This window comes from Pantoea sp. Ft-CA_14 (assembly GCF_024520875.1).
GTDB classification, from domain to species: Bacteria; Pseudomonadota; Gammaproteobacteria; order Enterobacterales; family Enterobacteriaceae; genus Pantoea; species Pantoea agglomerans.
In genome coordinates this window covers 136,334-159,335 of sequence record NZ_JALNPM010000008.1, presented here as the reverse complement: position 1 = coordinate 159,335, position 23,002 = coordinate 136,334, and the positions used below count along the sequence as shown (strand labels likewise).

The 23,002-nt window shown below is 56.8% G+C and carries 24 protein-coding genes and 1 tRNA gene; 21 read left to right on the top strand and 4 right to left on the bottom strand.

Features of this window, described 5'->3' with window-relative positions; all coding sequences use genetic code 11:
- Positions 1–11 precede the first annotated feature (11 nt).
- Together NR195_RS13940 and NR195_RS13935 are read left to right on the top strand one after the other, a co-directional pair.
- The gene (locus NR195_RS13940; RefSeq protein ID WP_033788154.1) at positions 12–482 is read left to right on the top strand and encodes a hypothetical protein; all 471 of its coding nucleotides are present in this window, start codon (positions 12–14) and stop codon (positions 480–482) included.
- 91 nt (positions 483–573) lie between these two features.
- Positions 574–1,959, top strand: a complete 1,386-nt coding sequence (locus NR195_RS13935; RefSeq protein ID WP_033772325.1) for a VasL domain-containing protein — start codon at positions 574–576, stop codon at positions 1,957–1,959.
- A 229-nt stretch (positions 1,960–2,188) separates the two neighbouring features.
- On the opposite strand, the gene NR195_RS13930 is transcribed toward NR195_RS13935, so the two are convergent.
- A tRNA-Arg gene (locus NR195_RS13930) sits at positions 2,189–2,263 on the bottom strand.
- Positions 2,264–2,567: 304 nt separating this feature from the next.
- Entirely contained in the window at positions 2,568–3,503 is a 936-nt protein-coding gene (locus NR195_RS13925) for a formate/nitrite transporter family protein (protein WP_010671426.1), read from the bottom strand.
- A gap of 242 nt (positions 3,504–3,745) precedes the next feature.
- Here NR195_RS13925 and ccmA point away from each other — a divergent pair, with 242 nt between their 5' ends.
- From ccmA to mlaA, 10 genes are all read left to right on the top strand, one after another.
- Entirely contained in the window at positions 3,746–4,363 is a 618-nt protein-coding gene (gene ccmA, locus NR195_RS13920; RefSeq protein ID WP_022625094.1) for a cytochrome c biogenesis heme-transporting ATPase CcmA, read from the top strand.
- Positions 4,363–5,022: a heme exporter protein CcmB gene (gene ccmB / locus NR195_RS13915; RefSeq protein ID WP_060680661.1), complete on the top strand. Its 660-nt coding sequence runs from the start codon at positions 4,363–4,365 to the stop codon at positions 5,020–5,022. The genes ccmA and ccmB overlap by 1 nt, the downstream gene beginning before the upstream one ends.
- Before the next feature lie 68 nt (positions 5,023–5,090).
- A complete protein-coding gene (locus tag NR195_RS13910; RefSeq protein ID WP_010257913.1) occupies positions 5,091–5,831 on the top strand; it encodes a heme ABC transporter permease in 741 nt (246 codons plus the stop codon).
- Positions 5,828–6,061 (top strand): heme exporter protein CcmD, encoded by a 234-nt coding sequence (gene ccmD, locus NR195_RS13905; protein ID WP_249654695.1) that lies wholly within the window; start codon positions 5,828–5,830, stop codon positions 6,059–6,061. Before NR195_RS13910 ends, ccmD begins: the two co-directional genes overlap by 4 nt.
- The gene (gene ccmE / locus NR195_RS13900; protein ID WP_061901238.1) at positions 6,058–6,543 is read left to right on the top strand and encodes a cytochrome c maturation protein CcmE; all 486 of its coding nucleotides are present in this window, start codon (positions 6,058–6,060) and stop codon (positions 6,541–6,543) included. The genes ccmD and ccmE overlap by 4 nt, the downstream gene beginning before the upstream one ends.
- Positions 6,540–8,498: a heme lyase CcmF/NrfE family subunit gene (locus NR195_RS13895; RefSeq protein WP_256844627.1), complete on the top strand. Its 1,959-nt coding sequence runs from the start codon at positions 6,540–6,542 to the stop codon at positions 8,496–8,498. The genes ccmE and NR195_RS13895 overlap by 4 nt, the downstream gene beginning before the upstream one ends.
- On the top strand, positions 8,495–9,052 hold the full coding sequence (locus NR195_RS13890; protein ID WP_010257920.1) for a DsbE family thiol:disulfide interchange protein: 558 nt from the start codon (positions 8,495–8,497) through the stop codon (positions 9,050–9,052). Before NR195_RS13895 ends, NR195_RS13890 begins: the two co-directional genes overlap by 4 nt.
- Positions 9,049–9,501, top strand: coding sequence for a cytochrome c-type biogenesis protein (locus NR195_RS13885; protein ID WP_033788173.1), 453 nt, complete (start codon positions 9,049–9,051; stop codon positions 9,499–9,501). Before NR195_RS13890 ends, NR195_RS13885 begins: the two co-directional genes overlap by 4 nt.
- The gene (gene ccmI, locus NR195_RS13880; protein WP_256844626.1) at positions 9,501–10,709 is read left to right on the top strand and encodes a c-type cytochrome biogenesis protein CcmI; all 1,209 of its coding nucleotides are present in this window, start codon (positions 9,501–9,503) and stop codon (positions 10,707–10,709) included. Before NR195_RS13885 ends, ccmI begins: the two co-directional genes overlap by 1 nt.
- A gap of 150 nt (positions 10,710–10,859) precedes the next feature.
- Positions 10,860–11,624: a phospholipid-binding lipoprotein MlaA gene (gene mlaA, locus NR195_RS13875; protein ID WP_022625091.1), complete on the top strand. Its 765-nt coding sequence runs from the start codon at positions 10,860–10,862 to the stop codon at positions 11,622–11,624.
- A gap of 136 nt (positions 11,625–11,760) precedes the next feature.
- On the opposite strand, the gene fadL is transcribed toward mlaA, so the two are convergent.
- Entirely contained in the window at positions 11,761–13,044 is a 1,284-nt protein-coding gene (gene fadL / locus NR195_RS13870) for a long-chain fatty acid transporter FadL (protein WP_010671434.1), read from the bottom strand.
- A 358-nt stretch (positions 13,045–13,402) separates the two neighbouring features.
- Here fadL and NR195_RS13865 point away from each other — a divergent pair, with 358 nt between their 5' ends.
- The 4 genes from NR195_RS13865 (at position 13,403) to sixA (ending at position 17,971) form a co-directional block, all read left to right on the top strand.
- On the top strand, positions 13,403–13,699 hold the full coding sequence (locus NR195_RS13865; protein WP_010671435.1) for a YfcZ/YiiS family protein: 297 nt from the start codon (positions 13,403–13,405) through the stop codon (positions 13,697–13,699).
- A 158-nt stretch (positions 13,700–13,857) separates the two neighbouring features.
- The gene (fadI, locus tag NR195_RS13860; protein WP_256844625.1) at positions 13,858–15,168 is read left to right on the top strand and encodes an acetyl-CoA C-acyltransferase FadI; all 1,311 of its coding nucleotides are present in this window, start codon (positions 13,858–13,860) and stop codon (positions 15,166–15,168) included.
- Positions 15,168–17,264 (top strand): fatty acid oxidation complex subunit alpha FadJ, encoded by a 2,097-nt coding sequence (gene fadJ, locus NR195_RS13855; protein WP_256844624.1) that lies wholly within the window; start codon positions 15,168–15,170, stop codon positions 17,262–17,264. Before fadI ends, fadJ begins: the two co-directional genes overlap by 1 nt.
- A gap of 224 nt (positions 17,265–17,488) precedes the next feature.
- A complete protein-coding gene (gene sixA, locus NR195_RS13850) occupies positions 17,489–17,971 on the top strand; it encodes a phosphohistidine phosphatase SixA (RefSeq protein ID WP_010257941.1) in 483 nt (160 codons plus the stop codon).
- A gap of 29 nt (positions 17,972–18,000) precedes the next feature.
- Here sixA and smrB read toward each other — a convergent pair whose 3' ends face one another.
- On the bottom strand, positions 18,001–18,549 hold the full coding sequence (gene smrB / locus NR195_RS13845; protein WP_256844623.1) for an endonuclease SmrB: 549 nt from the start codon (positions 18,547–18,549) through the stop codon (positions 18,001–18,003).
- 159 nt (positions 18,550–18,708) lie between these two features.
- Here smrB and prmB point away from each other — a divergent pair, with 159 nt between their 5' ends.
- The 5 genes from prmB to NR195_RS13820 are packed head-to-tail and all read left to right on the top strand — an operon-like array spanning position 18,709 to position 22,978.
- Positions 18,709–19,641, top strand: coding sequence for a 50S ribosomal protein L3 N(5)-glutamine methyltransferase (gene prmB / locus NR195_RS13840; protein WP_182504370.1), 933 nt, complete (start codon positions 18,709–18,711; stop codon positions 19,639–19,641).
- A 45-nt stretch (positions 19,642–19,686) separates the two neighbouring features.
- A complete protein-coding gene (gene aroC, locus NR195_RS13835; protein WP_010257950.1) occupies positions 19,687–20,772 on the top strand; it encodes a chorismate synthase in 1,086 nt (361 codons plus the stop codon).
- A gap of 4 nt (positions 20,773–20,776) precedes the next feature.
- Entirely contained in the window at positions 20,777–21,601 is an 825-nt protein-coding gene (mepA, locus tag NR195_RS13830) for a penicillin-insensitive murein endopeptidase (protein WP_010257953.1), read from the top strand.
- Between the two features lie 8 nt (positions 21,602–21,609).
- The gene (locus NR195_RS13825) at positions 21,610–22,413 is read left to right on the top strand and encodes a sulfite exporter TauE/SafE family protein (RefSeq protein WP_010671439.1); all 804 of its coding nucleotides are present in this window, start codon (positions 21,610–21,612) and stop codon (positions 22,411–22,413) included.
- A 19-nt stretch (positions 22,414–22,432) separates the two neighbouring features.
- A complete protein-coding gene (locus NR195_RS13820) occupies positions 22,433–22,978 on the top strand; it encodes an elongation factor P hydroxylase (RefSeq protein WP_003854284.1) in 546 nt (181 codons plus the stop codon).
- Positions 22,979–23,002 lie beyond the last annotated feature (24 nt).

Below are 23,002 nucleotides of genomic sequence, written 5' to 3'. Positions count from 1 at the left end.
CAGTTAATACCATGTCAGTAAAATCACAGTTCCTCGAAAAACTACAGGCCAGAGAGCCAGCCCCGATCTTATCTACCAGCAAGACTCAGGCCGATATTGCAGAGTTTCGCCTGCGAATGGTGCAGCTTCAGGAGCAGATGGATGCGTGGCTGGTGGGTACCGGATTGAATGTGGAAACATTTACCGTTGCTGTTACGGATCTGCTGGTGGAGGACAGGACTTTTGAGATTGCCGCTATCACCCTGCGTTACGACGATCGCTCTGTAAAATTTACACCGGTATTTTTGTACGGTCAGGGCGTGACAGGATGCGTGGAAGTGACTCTTCATGCAGAAGGCAGTGTGACGTCTGTGGGGCGCCTTTTCATGCGGGCAGGTCATTTCAGTGACTGGTCCTTTACTCCGCCGGGAGCATTATCCCGTCCCGGACAGAGTTTTGATGAAAGCACCTTTTTTAGTCTGATTCTGGCGCTTCTGCCATAACTGCTGGTATTGCAGTACCCGTTCCTCTGAATATGCCCGCATAAGCGTTAATCCTCCATATTTCCGTACGCGTCAAAATGGACAACTGGTCATGAATCACATCCCCCCACATAAAATCAAAACCGGTGGTGACCCGCGCACGCTACCGGATTATGCCGCCCTGCGTGATGAACTGAGTAAGCTGACACATCCGGCTCGCCCGGATGTGAACTGGCGTTATGCCGAAAAACGCTGTCTCTCACTGTTTGAGCAGAATGGTGTGGAGCTACAGACGCTGTCCTGGTACACGCTGGCCCGAACGCAACTGGCTGGTTTATTGGGGCTCAATGAAGGTCTGGCGATACTCGAGGCACTGATAAGCCATCAGTGGGGCGCACTCTGGCCGCAGCCTGTCCATGCCCGCATGAAAATCCTCAGCAGTCTGAGTCAGCGTTTACAGCAACTGATTCGCTCGCTCCCGCTAAATCACAGCGACCTCAGCCAGCTGTATCGGGCGGAGCAACAGCTTACCGCTCTGGGTGAGGTGCTGCAGGGCCTGGAGCTTAAGCATCTGAGCCAGCTCGATACGTTACGTACCTTGATGCACAACAGTGCTGCCAGGCTGGAACACAGCGATGGCATAACCAGCACCAGGCCGGACATTCAGCCAGGTATCAGGTTGCCTGCCACCGCGATGAATAGTGCCGCAGCATCCACGAGGGACCTTGCTGGTAGTCCGCCTGAAGATACGTCAGCAAGCGTAGTGAAGTGGGTTTATGCGGCGCTGCCGGAACACCAGGCGAATGCAGAAGCAATGGCGGCAATGCCCAATCAGGTAAAAAAATGGAAATTCTTCGCTGCCGGGATGTGTACCATGCTGGTGGTAAGCACAGTCACACTATGGAGCTGGCAGTTTCTTAATCGGCCAGTCCCGTTGCAGACTCAGCTTGCAGCCTCACTGGCTCCATTGCCTGCATCTCTCACGCCTGAACAACTGGATATGTGGCGTCAGCAAGCTCCGTTACCACAGGTTTTAATAACACAAACACAGCAGCAGCTTGCCCGGCTGGGTAAATTGCCTCCTGACTGGAATATTGAATACAGTCGACAGTTGCTGGAACAGGTCCGGGTACTTTGGCCGGAGCAGGCTAAGCCACTAATCCAGCAGTGGCAGCAACAACTTAATGCTGCCGCATTGCCAACAGAACAGCTGAATGGCTGGTCTCAGGGAATGGCGACACTACAAAAACTGAGTGACAGGCTGAACGAACTGGATGTGCAGAAAGGAAAATACCTGACGGTCAGTGAGCTGAAGTCAGTCGTTTTTTCCGCTATGCAGTCCTTTAATCAATCCATACCGGCTGAAGAGCAGCTAAGGGTATTGTCACAAAATCCAGCAGGCGAACCTTTGCCTGCTGCTGTCAGAGCTCAGCTGGAGATGCATCTGAAGCAACTGATTGCCCGTTATGCAGAAATAAAACAGGATTCATTAAAATAAAAAAGATATTTAAAGCACAGGTATCCAGCTAATAACCCAGACCTGGCAGGTCATAATCACAACTCATTCACTGGTGTTGATGGATTTGCCTAAAGAACATAGCCAGGGCCGGCAAATGATTATTGATTCTGAGAAGAAAAAGGGCAAAGGGGGATAGCCGTCAGTAATGGCTTGATATTGATTATTAAGAGTTTTAATTGATAGGGCGGGTTTAAGTACAGGGCAGGTCTGGTGTCCCCTGCAGGAATCGAACCTGCAACTAGCCCTTAGGAGGGGCTCGTTATATCCATTTAACTAAGAGGACAGCGGCGCGCAGTATAGCGCAAACAGGCAGTGAGATTCACTACATCGCCGTCCGTTTGCTCATTCCGTCAGCAATCCCGGTTTTCTGCACGCGCTAACGTTACGTGCAGAAAGCGGAAACAGCTGTACTGAAGTCCGGGATGTCATCCAGACTGAAGCGGCACCCCGACTCTTAAATCTTCACTCCCTCTTTACAGCAGACACTTCCAGTAAACGTTTTTCAGACGCCCGCCTGGCAAATCGCCTTCAGCAAACAGACCAGAAAGGCAGACAGAGTGGTTCAATCTGCTCTGCCTGCCCTGGATTTACTCAGCCTTTTCCTGCTCTTCACGCTGGCGACGTTTCTCCTGCTTCTTCTTCTCAGCCTTCGCTTTAGCCACGGCCGCTTCACTCATGTCGTTGCGGATCTGCGCGTGGCTGATCAGGGCAAAAATCAGCGTGCCGCCGGTAATGTTGCCGAGCAGCGTCGGCAGGGCAAACGGCCAGAAGAATTCATACCAGCTGATGCTGCCATTAAAGACCAGATAGAGCACTTCCACCGATCCCACCACGATATGCGCCAGATCACCCAGCGCAACCAGCCAGGTCATCATCACAATCACCAGCAGTTTGGCACCCCCCGCCGAGGGGAACATCCAGACCATGGTGGCGATAATCCAGCCGGAGATCACTGCATTGGCAAACATCTCGCCGGGCGTATTTTCCATCACCTTCATACTGATGTTGGTAAACGCCTGACGGGTAGCTTCGTCAAATATCGGCATCTCATTAAACGCCAGCGCACCCAGTGCCGTCCCGATCAGGTTACCCAGCAAGACGATGCCCCATAAACGTAATAGCAGGGCGCCATTACTCCAGGTCGGTTTGTGCATCACCGGCAGGACTGCCGTGACGGTATTTTCGGTAAACAGCTGCTGACGCGCCATGATGACGATAACAAAACCAAAGGTATAACCCAGGTTTTCAAGCAGAAACGCCCCTGGTACGCCATCCAGATGCACCTGAAATATCCCCTTCGCCATCAGCGAGGCGCCCATGGATAAGCCCGCCGCAATGGCTGACCAGAGCAGCGCCATACCGTCGCGCTCCAGCTCTTTTTCCCCATCCTGCCGTATCTCTTCATGGATGGCGGCGGCGCGGGAGGGTAAAGCCTCCTCATCGACTTCGATGTCAGTGCCCTTATCCTTCTCTTCACTCTCGACGTCGTTAGGACCCTGTTCATTACCTGATGAAGGCTTCATATTTTCTCCTGGTGATAGTGCTGTCGCGTAATAAGCGTAGCCGTTTTTTATTTGCCGATAATGTAACGATCGATGCGAATAAGCGTAACAACGTTTTTCGGAACTGCATTTTTATTCAGACTGCGGGCGATACCGCACGAATAAACCCATGGCATCGAAACTGAGCGGTGGCTCACACTTCGGCCCACAGCAACATTGTGGTAATATCCCGGCCACTTTTAGCTGGTGCGATTCCCCCCTCGATGTTGGAAATCATTACGCTCACTTGTGCATACGACGAACGTGCGCTGTTCCGGCAGCTCTCATTTCGCGTCTCTGCAGGCGACATTGTGCAGATTGAAGGTCCCAATGGTGCCGGTAAGACCTCACTCTTGCGCCTGCTGGCTGGCCTGAGCCGTCCTGAACAGGGTGAAATACGCTGGCAGCAGCGGCCAATCCTGCGGCAGCGCGAAGCCTGGCATCAGGCGATGCTCTATCTGGGCCATCATCCCGGTGTCAAAGGCGTGCTTACACCGCTGGAAAATCTGCGTTTCTACCATCCTGATTGCAGTGATGCGCAGATCTTTGCTGCGCTGGAAAGCGTCGATCTCACGGGAGACGAAGAGGTGCCGGTTAGCCGGTTATCGGCGGGTCAGCAGCGTCGGGTAGCGCTGGCGCGGCTATGGCTCAGCCAGGCCCGCATATGGATTCTCGACGAGCCGCTGACCGCCATCGACAAAGCGGGTGTTAAAAAATTAATGGCGAAATTCGCCCGGCATGCCGATAACGGTGGCGCAGTGATCCTGACAACCCATCAGGATTTGCCCGCGGATGCTGCGCGGGTGCGCAAAATTCGCCTCGGCGACGGGGAGGCAGGCTGATGCTGTTTCGCCTCATTCAGCGTGAATTGCGCATCGCCTTTCGCGGCGGGGCTGATGTGATCAATCCGCTCTGGTTTTTCCTGATTGTTATTACCCTGTTTCCGCTGGGCATCGGACCTGACCCGCAACAGCTGGCGCGTATTGCACCGGGCGTAGCCTGGGTTGCCGCGCTGCTGGCGTCGCTGCTGGCGCTGGAGCGGCTGTTTCGCGATGACTTCAGCGATGGTTCGCTGGAGCAACTGGTACTGCTGCCGACGCCGCTGCCGGTAACGGTTATCGGCAAAGTAGTGGCGCACTGGCTGGTCACAGGCGTGCCGCTGATTATCCTGTCGCCGCTGGCCGCGCTGCTGCTGTCGCTGGATTTTAATGGCTGGCGGGCGATGGCCCTGACGCTGCTGCTCGGCACGCCAACCCTGAGTTTTCTCGGTGCCATTGGTGTAGGTCTCACGGTGGGTTTACGGCGCGGTGGCGTACTGCTTAGCCTGCTGGTGCTGCCGCTGGCCATTCCGGTCTTGATCTTCGCCAGTGCGGCGATGGAGGCGGCCAGTCAGGGGTTGCCGATTAATGGCTATCTGGCGATTCTCGGCGCGATGCTGCTGGGCAGCGCCACGCTCTCCCCGTTTGCCACGGCGGCAGCGCTAAGAATTACTTTGCAATAACAGCCGTTGAAATAACCGCGCGTAAAAGACGCGGCAACACTCTTTTATCGTTAATGTGAGCATTTGATATGTGGAAAGCGTTACATCAGCTGGCCAGGCCCGAACGGCTCTATCAGTTTTCGGGGCGACTGGTGCCGTGGTTCGCCATCTCAGGGCTGGCGGCGTTGCTGCTGGGCTGGGCCTGGGGCTTTGGATTTGCTCCCGCTGACTATCAGCAGGGCGACAGTTTCCGCATCATGTACATTCATGTGCCCGCCGCGATGTGGTCGATGGGCATTTATGCCTCGATGGCCATCGCCGCCTTTATCGGCCTGGTGTGGCAGATGAAAATGGCCGATCTGGTTTCCGCCGCCATGGCACCGGTGGGCGCGGTCTTTACCTTTATTGCGCTGGTCACCGGATCCGCATGGGGCAAGCCGATGTGGGGGACCTGGTGGATCTGGGATGCACGCCTCACTTCGGAGCTGGTGCTGCTGTTCCTCTATATGGGCGTGATTGCGCTCTGGCATGCTTTTGATGACCGCCGCACCGCAGGGCGGGCCGCGGGTGTTCTCATTCTGGTCGGCGTAGTTAATCTGCCGATCATTCACTTTTCAGTACAGTGGTGGAATACCCTGCATCAGGGCTCGTCGGGCATTCTCCAGCAGGCGATTGCGCCAGTGATGCGAACGCCGCTGCGCTGGGCAATCATCGGTTATCTTCTGGTGTTTATCACGCTGACCCTGATGCGGCTGCGCAACCTGATTCTGTTAACCGAACGTCATCGTCCCTGGGCGATTGATGTGGCGAAGCGGGGAGAGCAGGCATGACACCCGCCTTTTCCTCCTGGCACGCTTTCTTTGAGATGGGGGGCTACGCCTTCTATGTCTGGCTGGCGGTTGCCTGCACGCTGATTCCGCTTGTCGGGCTGACGCTGCATACCCTGTTGCTGCGCCGCCGCCTGCTGGCTGAGATCCGCCAGCGCGACGCGCGGGAACGCCGCATCCGGGCAGCGAAATCTAAAAAAGCCGCGGCTGAAGCGGCAGGAGAGATATTGTGAATACCCGTCGACGCAACCGCCTCTATGCGGCAGTGGCGATTCTGCTCGGCCTCGGCCTGGCCACCGCGCTGGTGATGTATGCGCTGCGCTCAAACATCGATCTGTTCTATACCCCAGGTGAAATCCTTTACGGCAAAGGCGAGGCGCACGAGAAGCCCGAAGCGGGCCAGCGGCTGCGCGTTGGCGGCATGGTGATGCCCGGCAGCGTCCGGCGCGATCCGAATACGCTTGCCGTGTCGTTCAAACTTTATGATGCCCGCGGCGTGGTCAGCGTCAGTTTTGAAGGCATCCTGCCGGATCTGTTCCGTGAAGGGCAGGGCGTCGTCGCGCAGGGCGTGCTGGCGGCGGGCAACCAGGTGATCGCCAAAGAAGTGCTGGCGAAACATGATGAGAAATATACGCCGCCGGAGATTGAAGACGCGATGAAGAGTAATCACACCGGCCCCCAGTCGCTGTATCAGGCGGGAAATAAATCATTATGATGCCCGAGATTGGTACTTTTCTGCTCTGCCTGGCGCTGGGGCTCTCCCTGCTGCTGAGCAGCTATCCGCTATGGGGCGCAGTGCGCCAGGATGCCCGCCTGATGGCAATGGCACGTCCGCTGGCCTGCGGTCTGTTTATCTGCATCGCGGCGGCTTTCGCGCTGCTGGTCTGGGCCTTTATCAGCAACGATTTTACCGTTGCCTATGTCGTCACAAACTCCAACAGCCTGCTGCCGGTTTATTATCGCATCGCCGCCACCTGGGGCGCGCATGAAGGATCGCTGCTGCTGTGGGTGTTGCTGCTCAGCACCTGGACATTAGCGGTGGCGATATTCAGTCGCGGTATGCCACAGGATGCGCTGGCACGCGTGCTGGCGGTCATGGGCATGATCAATCTCGGCTTCCTGCTGTTTATCCTGCTGACCTCGAATCCGTTTGGCCGCACGCTGCCGGACTTTCCGATAGACGGGCATGACCTGAATCCGATGCTGCAGGATATCGGCCTGATCTTCCATCCGCCGCTGCTCTATATGGGCTATGTCGGCTTTTCGGTGGCGTTTGCCTTTGCTATCGCCTCGCTGATGGCCGGACGGCTGGATACGGCCTGGGCGCGCTGGTCGCGTCCCTGGACCACGGCGGCCTGGGTCTTTCTGACGATTGGTATTGTCCTTGGATCGGCCTGGGCCTATTACGAACTGGGCTGGGGCGGCTGGTGGTTCTGGGACCCGGTTGAAAATGCGTCGTTTATGCCGTGGCTGGCAGGCACCGCCCTGATGCACTCGCTGGCGGTCACTGAAAAGCGAGGCACCTTTAAGGCCTGGACCGTGCTGCTGGCGATTACCGCGTTTTCGCTGAGCCTGCTGGGGACGTTCCTGGTGCGATCCGGGGTGCTGGTGTCGGTGCATTCCTTCGCCTCGGATCCGGCGCGCGGGATGTTTATCCTCGCGTTTCTGGTGATTGTTATCGGCAGTTCGCTCCTGCTCTACGCGATTAAAGGCGGGCAGGTACGTGGCCGGGTGCAGAATGAAACCTGGTCGCGCGAATCGTTTTTGCTGGGTAATAACGTGCTGCTGATTGCCGCGATGCTGGTGGTTCTGCTCGGCACGTTGTTGCCGCTGGTGCACAAGCAACTGGGCCTGGGCAGCATTTCGGTCGGTGAGCCGTTCTTCAACACCATGTTCAGCTGGCTGATGGCGCCGTTTGCGCTGCTGATGGGGATCGGGCCACTGGTGCGCTGGCGTCGCGATGAGCCGCAGAAGCTGGCAAAGCGGCTGGCGCTGGCGCTGATCGTGACCCTGGCCTGTTCCGTCATCATTCCCTGGTGGCTGCAGGATCGCATTGAGGCGATGACCGTGGTTGGCCTGCTGATGTCACTCTGGATTATCGTGCTGACGCTGCTGGAACTGCATGAGCGCGCCACTCACCGTCATCCGTTCTTTGCCGGTTTACGTCACCTGTCGCGCAGTCACTGGGGCATGGTACTGGGCCATCTTGGGGTAGGAGTGACGGTGATCGGTATTGCATTCAGCACTCAGTACAGCGTGGAACGCGATGTGCGGATGAAGGCGGGTGATAGCATCGATATTCATCACTATCACTTTGTCTTCCGCGGCGTGCAGAATCTGCAGGGGCCTAACTACAGCGGCGGCATGGGCATCATCGATGTCACGCGCAACGGCAAACATGAAGCGACGCTGCAGGCAGAGAAACGCTTTTATACGGCCGCCCGCACCATGATGACCGAAGCGGCGATTGATGGGGGTTTCAGCCGCGATCTCTATGCGGCGCTGGGCGAAGAGCTGGAGGATGGCGGCTGGGCCGTGCGCATCTATTACAAACCCTTTGTCCGCTGGATCTGGTTCGGTGGTGCGCTGATGGCGCTGGGTGGGCTGTTCTGCCTGTTTGATCCCCGTTATCGTTCGCGCAAAAAAGCGGGAATTGAGGAGCGGATATGAACAAGAAAATCCTGTTTATTCCCCTGATGCTGTTTCTGTTGCTGGCGGCGGCGCTGCTGTGGCAGCTGACACGTAATGCCGATGGCGACGATCCGACCCGTCTCGAATCCGCTCTGATCGGCAAGCCGGTGCCGCTGTTCCGGCTGGAAGCACTCGATCAGCCAGGAAAAACCTACGACCAGCGCGTGCTGACGGATGGCAAACCGATATTGCTGAACGTCTGGGCGACCTGGTGTCCGACCTGTCGCGCCGAGCATCAGTATCTGAATACGCTGGCGGAGCAGGGCATTCGCGTCGTCGGGCTGAACTACAAAGACGATCGTCACAAGGCGGTTAACTGGCTGAATACGCTGGGCAACCCCTACGCGCTGAGCCTCTATGATGGCAACGGCATGCTGGGACTGGATCTCGGCGTCTATGGCGCGCCGGAAACTTTTCTGATCGACGGTAAGGGGATCATCCGTTATCGCCACGCGGGCGATCTCAATGCGCGCGTCTGGGATCAGGAAGTGAAACCCTTGTGGGTGAAATACAGTGCGGAGGCGGGATCATGAGAATGCTGTTACTGCTGTGCGGCCTGCTGTTCAGCATCAACCTGTGGGCAAGCATCGACACGCTGCAATTTGACTCGGTGGCCCAGGAAGAACAATACCGCGACCTGACCGCTTCACTACGCTGTCCGAAGTGTCAGAACAACAGCATCGCCGACTCAAACGCCATGATTGCCGCCGATATGCGGCTGAAAGTCTATCAGCTGATGAAGCAGGGCCAGAGTCGCCAGCAGATCATCGACTATATGGTGGCGCGTTACGGCAATTTCGTCAGCTATTCGCCACCGGTCACGCCCTCAACCCTGGTTTTGTGGGCTGGTCCGGCGCTGTTTGCGCTGCTGGGCGGCGCGGTGATTATCCTGCGCAGCCGTCAGCGCAAAACCCGCAGTGAGCTGGATGAAGATGAGCAACAGCGTCTTAATGCGCTACTGAAGTCAGACAGGAAGCCGTAATGAGTGCATTTTGGATCACCCTTTTTCTGTTACTGCTGGCGGCCTGTACGCTGTTTATGGCGGCGGGCTGGCGGCAACGTCAGGCCAGCACAGGCGATCGCGATCGCCTTAATCAGCGCTTCTACCATCAGCGGATAGATGAGCTGGCACAGGATGAAGATCAGGGCGTCGTCGCTGAGCGTCCGCTGATGGAGCGGGAGTTACAGCAGACACTGCTGGCGGATATTCCACCGGCACAGACGATGAAATCACACAGCAGCAGCCGCTGGATTTTGCTGCCGGGCCTGATCGTGCTGATTGGGGTATCGCTGGGAACTTACCTGAAAACCGGTGGCCTGGCACAGCTCACGGGCTGGAAGCAGGTGCAGCAGGCGTATCCTGAGCTGCGTGCCCGACTGATGGACCCTGGCGCTAAACCGCTGAGCATGGAGGAGCTGGCGCGTTTACAGCTCGGATTGCGTACCGCGTTGCAAACGGAACCGGATAATCTGGCCGACTGGACCATGCTGGGGCGGCTCGGCATGGTGCTGAATAATGCGGAGATCGCCAGCCAGGCGTTTGAGCATGCATTACAGCTTGCTCCCAACGATCTGGCGCTGAAGCAGGATTATGCGGAAGTCCTGACGCGATCCCCCGATCCGCAGGATAACCGTCAGGCGTCACTGCTACTGCAGGAATTGCTTAAAGCGGATCCGCAAAACCTGCGTACGCTTAGCCTGCTGGCATTTAATGCTTACGGACAGCAGCAATATGATCAGGCTATCGACGCATGGCAGACCCTGCTGGGTCTGTTGCCGGCCGGTGATTCGCGACATGCGATGATCGCCCGCAGCATCGAAAAGGCCAGAAGTGCCGCCGGGCAACAGAGTCGTCAGCTGGCGCTGACCGTGACGCTGGCACCTAAGGCAGAAAAAATGTTACCGCAGGACGGAGTGTTGTATATTTCGGTTTCTGACGGTGCTTCACCGGTGCCGGTGGCTGTTAAGCGGATGCCGCTCAGTCACTTCCCGCTGTCGCTGACGCTGGATGACAGCAACGCCATGATGCCGGATCGCCTTCTTTCGGCGCAGCATCAGGTCGAGGTCCGGGTGCGTATCTCCCGTGACCCAGCCAATCCCCGGCCGGGTGACTGGCTGGGCCTGAGCGCCGTAACGCCCTGGGATGGGCATCAGCCGATCGCGGTAGAGATTAATCAGCAGCTTCCCTGAACGCATCAACTGACCGCGTTCAGGATGATGCGTGCCATTGCCTGCTGCCTCTGGCACAAAGTCAGCTATGCTCATCGGGTAAGTCGATTCGATACCGGGCTGTGACCTGAACGATGGGTAGACCTTTTTCATCCGCACAGGGAGATTGGAATGAATTATCGCCTGACCAGCCTGGCTGTCGCCAGCGTCCTTCTGGTAGGTTGTGCCAGTTCAAAGCCGGCGAATAGCGATCCTGCTCAGCGCAGCGATCCGTTCGAAGGCTTTAACCGCACGATGTTTAACTTTAACTACAACGTGCTGGATCCGTATGTATTGCGTCCGGTCGCTGTGGCCTGGCGTGATTATGTGCCGGTGCCGGCACGTACCGGCCTGAGCAACTTCCTCGGCAACCTGGAAGAACCTGCCAGCATGGTTAACGCCATCCTGGTCGGTAACGGGCGTGATGCGGGTGTGCACTTTACCCGTTTCTTCCTGAACAGCGTGCTGGGACTGGGCGGTTTCATTGACGTTGCCGGTAAGGCGAATCCGGAACTGGCGCGTGAAGAGCCGCACCGATTCGGTACCACGCTCGGTCACTATGGTGTCGGCTACGGGCCTTACGTTGAGTTGCCTGCTTACGGCAGCTTCACGGTGCGTCAGGATGGCGGCGACTACGTTGATACGCTTTATCCGATACTTGGCTGGCTGACCTGGCCAATGTCGATTGGTAAATGGACGCTTGAAGGGATTGAGACCCGCGCGCAGCTGCTGGACTCTGATGCAATCCTGAAACAGCAGAGCGATCCGTACGCCTTCATCCGTAACGCTTACTTCCAGCGTCACGACTTCCTGGCGCGCGGCGGCAAGCTCAAGCCGGAAGATAATCCTAACGCAGCCGCGATTCAGGATGACCTTAAGGATATTGACGCCGAGTAATCGCCCGCGATGCGCCGCCAGAGATGGCGGTTTTTGCCTCTTTGCGCAGGGCGTATGCTCCCTGATCCATTAAGCGATCCACGGCCACGAAAAAGGGCGACTCACCAGAGTCGCCCTTTTTAATCGTGCTATCTAATCAGAACTTGTAGTTAAAGTTCGCGCCGTAGAGCCAGGCCTTGCCTTCAGAGGTAAAGGTATAAGGACCTTCTTTCACCGTCACTTTCTGTCCGTGCATATAAGAGATGCCTAAATCCACCGAGGCATCATCGTTAAAGGCATAGGATGTACCGGCACTCAGCCATAAACGATCCTGGTCAGGGATGGAGATAGAGCGCTTATCGGCCGGAACCGGGCTGTCATCAAACGCAATACCGGTACGGAACGTCCAGTTCTTGTCGTAGGAATAGGTCGTACCCAGTGCAATGCGGTAGGCATCGTGGAAGCTTTCATCTTTATAGAACAGCGTCTGGCCGTTAGAGCCAGTGGCTTTCAGCTCCTGGAACTGGCTCCAGCTGGTGTAAGCCATGCTGTAGTGAACCGCCCACTGCGGTGCCACTTTATGCCAGCCCGACACTTCCCACATCTCTGGCAGATTCAGCGTTAACGCGCCTGGAACGGTGGTGCCGTTGGTGCCAAAAGGTACGCCTGACACTTCCGGATTATTCACCGCATTCAGCCGGGATGAGAGATTACTTTTGTAATCGCCATCAAAATCAACTTTCACTTCTGAACGATAGGTAAAGCCGAAGCGGTTATTTTCATCCACTTCATACAGGATGCCAGCATTCCAGCCGTAGCCCCACTCATCGCCTTTCAGATGGGCAACCTGCGTATCAGCCGGAACCCCCAGACGCGCGCCTGACTCACCGGCATAACGCTCAATTTTGGCTTTAGCGTAAACCGCATCAAAACCGATGCCTGCACTAAAATGTTCATTAAACCGATAAGCGGTGCTGAGATTTAAATTGCCGGTCATCAGGTCAGTTTTACCGCCGTAACCGCCAGCGGTGTAGCCATTATTAAACTCTGTTGCTAAGCCGTAGTTTGAGGTTGCAGATGCGCCAATCCACCACTGATCGTTGATGGGCTGGACGTAATGAATATTGGGTACCCACTGATTAGGGGCAATATTATTCGCATCCAGGCTGCGGCCACTGGGACTGCGACCACTGATATTTACATCCGGCGCAATATAGACAGCCCCGATAGAAAATTCCGGGCGATCCATTAACGCCATTGTCGCCGGGTTACGGCTGGCAGACGCCGCGGTATCACCCATTGCCCCTTCGCCTGAATATGCGCGACCTAAACCAATCGAAGAGAATTCATTTAACTGAAACCCAGCAGCGTAAACGTGGGAAGAGACAAGCGCCACTGCAGCCGCCACGGCTGACTTTGCAAACAGGTTTTTATGGTTCATGACCACAACCTCATGTGAATTATTATTTAACGCTATAACGTCGCGTAACAAAGGACGGCGGATTGTAGGGACTGATGTAAAGCGCACATATCAGACCAGTGCGGAGAGTATAGGTCCGACCTGTGTGCATGTTGCAATATTGTTTTTAAAATATTTCAGGTTTGATCGCTTAAAATTCGATCTGCATAACAAAAAGCCCCTGATCCTGGACAGCATAACCATTCCAGTTTGTTCTGGATCAATTTTTATTGTGATATTCGTCACTTAGCAACAGGTGCGTGGCGCATCTTTCAGCGAGCAGGTAAGATTTCGTCCATAAAATCGCTCAACCTATGCAATTGCTGGTCTGGAGAATGAAATGACTGATGCCATTAAAAAATGCAGTGCGACCGAAACCGCAGCCTGTTGTTGTGTTGATGTCGGCACGGTAATGGATAACACCGATTGCACCGCCAGCTGGTCAGAATGGTTTGCTCAGCGTGCCGATGCGGAAGCGAAATTAGCGCAACTGACCGAACGTGCCCGCGAGGTTGAATCAGAACCCTGTCTGATTGAATCGCGCTTCAGCGAAGTGGATCAGGGAGTGCAGCTGGATATCGATTTCACCTTCAGCTGCCAGGCTGAAACCATGATTTTTCAGCTCGGTTTGCGTTAAGTCCCATTACGCCGCGTCACTGCGGCGTTTTTCATTTTCGTGTTTCCCTTCGCACTTTTTCCCTTCCGATATTGGCGGCTCACCCGCTTGTGGTTAACACTGATCAGGTCAGACCTCTTCAGGCAATGATGCCACAGTCCCAGCCACAGGTGAGAACAATGATCAAAGCGCAGCCGCTGCTGACGCGTGATGGTGAACGCATCGCAATAACCCACGGATTACGCACCCCTTTCTTACGCCAGGCGACCGGCTTCCATGGCATTCCCGCCATTGAGCTGGGACGTATGGTGGTCAGCGAATTAATGGCGCGCAGTGAACTGCCGGCTGAGGTGATCGAGCAACTGGTCTTTGGGCAGGTGGTGCAGATGCCGGAAGCGCCGAACATTGCGCGTGAAATTGTATTAAGCAGCGGGTTGAGTGTGCATACCGATGCCTACAGCGTCAGCCGTGCCTGCGCCACCAGCTTTCAGGCGGTAGCGAATGTGGCAGAAAGTCTGCTGGCGGGCACCATCTCTGCCGGTATTGCCGGTGGCGCAGACTCTTCGTCGGTGTTGCCAATTGGGGTCAGTAAAACGCTGGCCCGCGCGCTGGTGGATCTCAATAAAGCCCGCAGCTTCGGTCAAAAACTGCACATCCTGCGGCGTCTGCGCCCGCGTGATCTGCTGCCGGTCCCGCCCGCAGTGGCGGAGTATTCGACCGGCCTGCGCATGGGCGACACTGCGGAGCAGATGGCTAAGAGTCACGGCATCACGCGCGAAGCACAGGATGCGCTGGCGCTGCGATCCCATCAGCATGCCGCAAGGGCCTGGCAATCCGGGGTACTGAATCAGGAAGTCATGGCAGCCTTTGTGCCGCCGTGGAAAAGCGCCATCGATCAGGACAATAACGTGCGGATGAACGCCAAAGCGGAGGATTACGCCCGACTGCGTCCGGCATTTGATCGCCAGCACGGCAGCGTCACCGCGGCCAACAGCACGCCTCTCACCGACGGCGCGGCGGCAGTGATTCTGATGCGCGAGGGCCGCGCCTGTGAACTGGGCATCAGGCCGCTGGGCTATCTGCGCAGCTACGCCTTTACCGCCATTGGTGTGCAGCAGGATATGCTGCTGGGCCCGGCATACGCTTCACCACTGGCACTGGATCGCGCCGGCATAACCCTGGCCGATCTGACGCTGATCGATATGCATGAAGCTTTTGCTGCCCAGACGCTGAGCAACCTGCACATGTTTCGCGACGAGCGCTTTGCCCGTGAAGTGCTGAATCGCCCACACGCGCTGGGCGAAGTGAATGAAGAGCGCTTTAACGTGCTGGGCGGATCGATCGCCTATGGTCATCCTTTTGCCGCCACGGGCGCGCGCATGATCACCCAGACGCTGAATGAATTACGCCGTCGCGGTGGCGGGTTAGGACTGGTAACAGCCTGCGCGGCAGGCGGCTTGGGTGCGGCAATGATTCTGGAGGCCGAATAATGGAGCAGAATGCGTTTCATCTGAAGATGCGACTGGATCACGTCGGCATTATTACGATCGATGTCCCTGGTGAGAAGATGAACACCCTGAAAGCGGAATTTGCCGGGCAGATCACCGCCATCATTGCGGAAGCGCGACGCGATCCGCAACTGGCTGGCCTGGTGCTGATTTCCGGCAAAGCGGACAACTTCATCGCGGGCGCAGACATCAGCATGATTGACCGCTGTAAGAGCGCGCAGGAAGCCGAAGCGCTGGCAAAACAGGGCCAGGAAGTAATGGCTGCGCTCGACGCGCTGCCGTTCCCGGTGGTCGCGGCAATCCACGGCGCCTGCCTCGGTGGCGGGCTGGAACTGGCGCTGGCCTGTGATGCCCGTATCTGCTCGCTGGATGATAAAACCCGCCTCGGTTTGCCGGAAGTGCAACTCGGCTTACTGCCAGGCTCTGGCGGCACTCAGCGGCTGCCACGCTTAATCGGCGTGCAGCAGGCGCTGCCACTGATTCTGACTGGCAAAGCCCTGCGGGCGAAACAGGCCCGTAAGCTGGGCGTGGTCGATGACGCGGTGCCGCAGGCGATTCTGCTGGAGACCGCCATTGCCCGGGTGAAAAAGGGCAAGGTTAGTGTACGAACGCTGCCGCTGCGCGATCGTCTGCTGCATGGTCCGGTTGGCCGTCAGGCGCTGTTTGCGCTGGCGACCCGACAGACCGCAGCCAAAACGCAGGGTAACTATCCGGCAGCAAAACGCATTATTGAGGTGGTACGCATCGGGCTGGAGCAGGGCAGTCGGGCCGGACATGAGGCTGAAGCACGCGCTTTTGGTGAGCTGGCGATGACGCCAGAATCTGTTGCGCTGCGCGGGATCTTTTTCGCGACTACGGCCATGAAAAAGGAGCGGGGCGGTGAAGCGGAACCCGGCACCGTCAAGCGTGTTGGTATCCTCGGCGGCGGCCTGATGGGCGGCGGCATCGCCAGCGTCACTGCAATCAACGCCGGGTTGCCGGTACGCATTAAAGATATCAGCCTGGAAGGGGTGAACCATGCGCTGAAAACCAGCTGGGAACTGCTGAGCAAAAAGGTTAAACGGCGCCAGCTCACTCCGGCACAGCGTCATCAGCAGATGGCACGTATCACGGGCGGCATCGATTATCAGGGCTTCTCACAGCGCGACGTGGTAATTGAAGCCGTATTCGAAGATTTAGCCCTGAAGCAGCAGATGGTCAGCGAAGTGGAGGCACACTGTCAGCCGCATACGCTGTTTGCCTCAAATACCTCTTCGCTGCCGATTGAGGCGATTGCCGCCGGCGCCCAGCGTCCTGAGAATGTCATCGGGCTGCACTATTTCAGTCCGGTAGAGAAAATGCCGCTGGTGGAGGTGATTCCTCATCTCAATACCTCTACCGCGACGCTGGTGACGATTGTGGCGCTGGCGCGCAGCCAGGGTAAAACCCCGATTGTGGTGGCGGACAAGCCGGGCTTCTATGTTAACCGCATCCTGACGCCCTATATAAATGAAGCGATGCGCTGCCTGCTGGAGGGCGAACCGATTGACCATATTGATCGGGCGCTGGTGAAGTTTGGTTTCCCGGTCGGCCCGATTCAGCTGCTGGATGAGGTCGGTATCGACGTTGGCAGCAAAATCAGTCCCATCCTGTATCAGGCTTATGGTGAACGCTTTGCCGCCCCCGCTGCTTTTGATGCGGTGCTGAAAGATGGCCGCAAGGGGCGTAAAAACAGTAAAGGCTTTTATCGCTATGACCAGCCGCGCTGGCAGCGTAAAAAACCGGACGCTTCGCTGTATACGTTGCTGAAAGTCTCGCCGCAGGCCAGGCAGAGCGAAGCGCAGATTGCTGAACGCTGCGTGATGATGATGCTGAACGAAGCGGCTCGCTGTCTTGATGAGCAGGTGGTTCGCTGCGCCCGCGATGGGGATATCGGTGCGGTGTTTGGCATCGGCTTTCCGCCTTTCTTAGGCGGCCCGTTCCACTACATGGACAAACTGGGCGCGGCGGAAGTGGTCAACAGATTAACCCGGCTTGCGCAGCAGCATGGCGAACGATTCACACCCTGTGAGGCGCTGATTCAGGCGGCTGCAAAATAGACGAAATTTTACATTTCTGCTGAAAATGGAATAACCAATCCGATTCAGCGGCTTAGAAAAGCGCCGCCAGAGTGTGCGGCGCAGCATGATTCTGAGAAGTGCTTATTTAATAAACAACCGGTTGACTATACTAAAGCCATTAGGGTAAAACACAGCGTTCATTCGCAGAGTGAAGAGTCAGGCGCTACGCGTCGGGCGATGTCGACAAACAACAGCGGTGCTTTATGCAAGTTTTTATCATGCGTCACGGCGATGCGGCTCTGGAAGCAGCCAGTGATTCAGTCAGGCCTTTAACCTTATGTGGCTGCAATGAATCACGTCAGATGGCCAACTGGCTTAACAGCCAGACGCCGGACATTGAGCGTGTCCTGGTGAGTCCCTATTTACGCGCGCAGCAAACGCTCGCGACCGTGCGTGAAGCCTTTCCCCTGCCGGAAAGCCAGGACGTTCTGCCGGAATTAACGCCGGGCGGCGATCCGGAGATGGTCGGGTGCTATCTGCAGGCCCTGGCGAATGAAGGCGTGAAATCGGCTCTGGTGATTTCACATTTACCGTTGGTGGGGTATTTAGTCTCTGAACTGTGCCCGCAGGAAGCACCGCCAATGTTCGCCACTTCCGCTATTGCCTGCGTGGAATTCGATCCCGCAGCGAGTGCCGGTAAACTGCTGTGGCAGGTCAGTCCCAAAAAGCTGGCTAAAGCAATCTGACGTCTGTGGGCCGATCATTCCGGCCCTTCTCAGGGCAATTCAGGCGGTTGCCACTCCTCAATCTCAATCAAAACCAGCAGTGCGGCGTCACCGCCGAACATTTTGGGTGCCTGATGAAAAGCCATCACCCACGGATGCTGGGCCAGCCACAGCGGCGTCTGCTGCTTCAGAATATGCTTTCCATGACCGGTCATGACGCTGGCGCAGAACAGATGTTCACGGCGGCAGGCGGCGATCAGTGTCCCCAGTTCCTGCTTGGCCTGCTGCTGCGTTAAGCCGTGCAGATCGAGGAAAATCTCTGGCGTATAGTCGCCACGACGTAATTTCTTCAGCTCAAAATGGCTGACATCGGCGCGCACATAACGGGTGGCACCTTCCGTTGAGAGCAGTGGCTGAAACTCATCCGAAAAGTAATGACTGTTGTCCGCCTGCTCTGAAAGCAGACGCTTTACCGGAATGTGGCGGGTTTTAACCGGCGCTTTGTGGACAAACGTGTCCTGTTTTAACTGGCGTGTACCCGTCATTAACTGGCGAAACAGCGCCTGGTCATCCGGGCTTAGTGGTGTTTTTTTACTCATGGCAGGTCAGTCATATCAGAAAAGGCTGTCACACAGCAGAGTCGATACCTTACCGTTAAGCGTCATTAAATGTCAGCTTTTTCACCTCGCTGCGCTGAATTCTCCCCGGCTTCATGGCACACTACTGGCCGATTTAGCAAAAGGCCTGCGGAGGGCTACGTGGACAAAATTTTCGTCGATGAGGCAGTGAACGAACTGCACACCATTCAGGACATGCTGCGCTGGGCGGTCAGCCGCTTTTCCGCTGCCGGAATCTGGTACGGACATGGCACAGACAATCCCTGGGACGAAGCCGTTCAACTGGTCCTGCCGTCACTCTGGCTGCCGCTGCATATTCCTGAAGATATGCGCAATGCGCGTCTGACCGCCAGCGAACGTCTTCTGATCGTCGAGCGCGTCATTCGTCGCGTTAACGAGCGCATTCCGGTCGCCTATCTGACCAATAAAGCCTGGTTTTGCGGCCACGAATTCTTTGTTGATGAGCGCGTGCTGGTGCCGCGTTCACCGATTGGCGAACTGATTGAGAACCGCTTTGCCGGTCTGGTCAGCACGCCACCCCATCATATTCTGGATATGTGTACCGGCAGCGGCTGCATCGCGATTGCCTGCGCCTATGCCTTCCCGGAAGCGGAAGTGGACGCGGTGGATATCTCTACCGGTGCGCTGGCGGTTGCCGAGCAGAACATTGAAGAACATGGTCTGATTCATCAGGTTACGCCGATTCGCGCTGACCTGTTCCGCGAACTGCCACCGCTGAAATATGATCTGATCGTCACCAATCCGCCGTATGTTGATGCGGAAGATATGGATGATCTGCCGAACGAATATCGCCACGAACCGGAGCTGGGGCTGGCGGCAGGCAGCGACGGCCTGAAGCTGGTACGCCGCATTCTGGCCTGTGCACCAGATTATCTCAGCGAGCAGGGCGTCCTGGTCTGCGAAGTGGGCAACAGCATGGTGCACATGATCGAACAGTATCCCGACGTGCCCTTTACCTGGCTGGAATTCGACAACGGCGGTGACGGCGTCTTTACGCTGACGCGCCAGCAGATTGTCGACGCAAAACACCATTTCTCTTTTTACAAAGACTAAAAGTGGGGCGAAGCATCGCCCGCCGAACCCTGAGAAGGAAACAGCATGGCCGGAAACAGCATCGGGCAATTTTTTCGAGTAACGACCTTTGGCGAGTCCCATGGGCTTGCGCTGGGCTGTATCGTTGATGGTGTGCCGCCAGGTATTCCGCTGACCGAAGCGGATATTCAGCATGATCTTGATCGCCGCCGTCCTGGCACATCGCGCTATACCACGCAGCGCCGCGAGCCGGATCAGGTGAAAATTTTGTCCGGCGTCTTTGAGGGTGTGACTACCGGTACTTCGATTGGCCTGCTGATTGAAAATACCGATCAGCGTTCGCAGGATTACGGCGCTATCAAAGATCTCTTCCGTCCGGGCCATGCTGATTACACCTACGAGCAGAAATATGGTCAGCGCGACTACCGTGGCGGTGGACGCTCGTCGGCGCGCGAAACCGCGATGCGCGTGGCGGCCGGTGCGATTGCCAAGAAATACCTGCAGATGAAACACGGTGTCGTGGTGCGCGGCTATCTGTCACAGATTGGTGACATCGCCTGTGAGCTGAAAGACTGGAGCATCGTGGAAGAGAATCCGTTCTTCTGCCCGGATGCGGACAAGCTGGAGGCGCTGGATGAACTGATGCGCGGCCTGAAAAAAGAGGGCGACTCCATTGGCGCTAAAGTCACGGTCATGGCAGATCACGTGCCGCCAGGCCTGGGCGAGCCGGTATTTGACCGACTGGATGCCGATCTGGCGCATGCGCTGATGAGTATTAATGCCGTTAAAGGCGTTGAAATCGGCGACGGCTTTGCGGTGGTTAACCAGCGCGGCAGTCAGCATCGCGACGAGATCCGCCACGATGGTTTCCAGAGCAACCACGCCGGGGGCATTCTGGGCGGCATCAGCAGCGGCCAGACCATCAGCGCCAATCTGGCGATGAAACCAACCTCCAGCATCACCGTGCCGGGTAAAACTATTACCCGCGACGGCGAAGAAGTGGAGATGATCACCAAAGGCCGCCACGATCCCTGCGTCGGGATCCGCGCAGTGCCGATCGCCGAGGCGATGATGGCGATCGTCCTGATGGATCATCTGCTGCGCCAGCGGGCGCAGAACGGTGACGTTAACAGCTCCGTACCGCGCTGGTGATGCCATGAAGGCTCTTCTGCTTACCCTGAGTGCGCTGTTGATCAGCGCCTCCAGCCTGGCGGCGACGCCGTGGCAACGCATCCAGCAGCCGATCACCGGCGCACCGCAGTCAATCGGTGGCTTTGCCAACGGCTGTATTGTTGGCGCCGAGGCGCTGCCGCTGAATTCACCGCACTATCAGGTGATGCGTCAGGATCAGCGGCGCTACTTTGGTCATCCCGATCTGATTCAGTTTATTCAGCGTCTCAGTACGCAGGTGCATAACCTGCAACTGGGCAACGTGCTGATTGGTGACATGGGCATGGCAGCAGGCGGGCGTTTCAGCAGCGGTCACGCCAGCCATCAGACCGGGCTGGATGTCGATATCTGGCTGCAACTGCCGAAAACCCGCTGGAGCGCCCAGCAACTGCTGAAACCGCAGCCGCTCGATCTGGTCGGGCCGGGTGACAAAAATGTGATTGCGCGTCACTGGCAGCCGGAAATTGATAGCCTGATTAAACTGGCCGCCAAAGATGATGATGTGACACGGATCTTCGTCAATCCGGCGATTAAAAAGCAGCTTTGTGCCGATGCGGGTAACGATCGTGACTGGCTGCGTAAAGTGCGCCCGTGGTTTGCTCACCGGGCCCATATGCATGTGCGCCTGCGCTGCCCGGCGGGCAGTATCGGCTGTGAAGATCAGCCCGCACCGCCTGCTGGCGATGGCTGCGGCGCAGAGCTGCAGAGCTGGTTCCTGCCGAAACAGCCTGGTTCGGGCGCACCGGTGAAACGTGAGCCGCCGCCATTACCGCCTGCCTGTCAGGCCCTGCTGGATAAACATCTACTGTAAGGGATTCCATGGATTGGTTTGTGGTCAGCCCGCTGCTCGTCGGGCTGCTGTTTTTAATCGCCATGCTCGCCGGTTTTATTGATTCAATCGCGGGTGGCGGGGGATTACTTACGGTACCTTCGTTGCTGGCGGCGGGCCTTTCTCCGGCCCAGGCGCTGGCGACCAATAAACTGCAATCGGTCGGTGGATCGTTTTCCGCCAGTCTCTACTTTATCCGGCGTGGTGCGGTCAATCTGAATGAACAGTGGCTGAACATTGCCATGACGCTGCTGGGTTCCGTGCTGGGCGCGATACTGATTCAGCGCCTGCAGGCGGATTTCCTGCGCCAGATGCTGCCGCTGTTTTTAATCGCTATCGGTCTGTGGTTCCTGCTGATGCCGCGACTCGGCGAAGTGGATCGCGCGCGCCGTCTGCAGGGTCTGGCCTTTGCCCTGGTCGGCGGCGGAGCTGTGGGATTCTATGACGGATTTTTCGGACCGGGCGCAGGCTCTTTTTATGCGCTGGCTTTCGTCACGCTCTGCGGCTACAACCTTGCCAAAGCGACCGCCCATGCCAAGGTCCTCAATTTCACCTCGAACCTCGGCAGCCTGCTGTTCTTTATGTTCGGCGGCAAAGTGGTGTGGGGAACCGGCCTGATCATGATGCTCGGCGCTTTCTGCGGCGCGCGTCTGGGCGCAAGACTGGTGCTGAGCCGCGGACAGAAGCTGATCCGCCCGATGGTGGTGATTGTGTCTGCCGTCATGAGCATTAAATTACTGTGGGACAGCCATGGCAGCGCCGTTATGGCCTGGCTTGCCACGCTGCAATCGTAACCTAAAACCTGATACCGTCATGAACCCGACACATCATTATGAACAGCTGATCACGCTGTTTGATCGCTGTTTCAGCGATGAATTTCAGACCCGTCTAATTAAAGGCGATGATGAACCGATCTATCTTCCTGCTGATGCCGAATCGCCGTGGAACCGTGTGGTCTTTGCTCACGGCTTCTACGCCAGCGCCCTGCATGAGATCTCTCACTGGTGCATCGCCGGTGAAGCGCGCCGCAAACTGGTCGATTTTGGCTACTGGTACTGTCCGGATGGCCGCGATGCGCTGACCCAGAGTCAGTTTGAAGCGGTGGAAGTGAAGCCACAGGCGCTGGAATGGATGTTTTGTACGGCGGCAGGCTTTCCCTTCAACGTGAGTTGTGACAATCTCGACGGAGATTGTGAGCCGGATCGCATTGCGTTCCAGCGTAAAGTGCATGCTCAGGTCATGAGCTATCTGACGTCGGGCATTCCCGACCGTCCCGCGCGTTTTATTACCGCCCTGGCGGAATTTTATGGCAGGCCTTCATTAACAGCATCGCAGTTTCCCTGGCCGGACGATCTGTGATGCAGAAAGGCATTATTAAAAGAG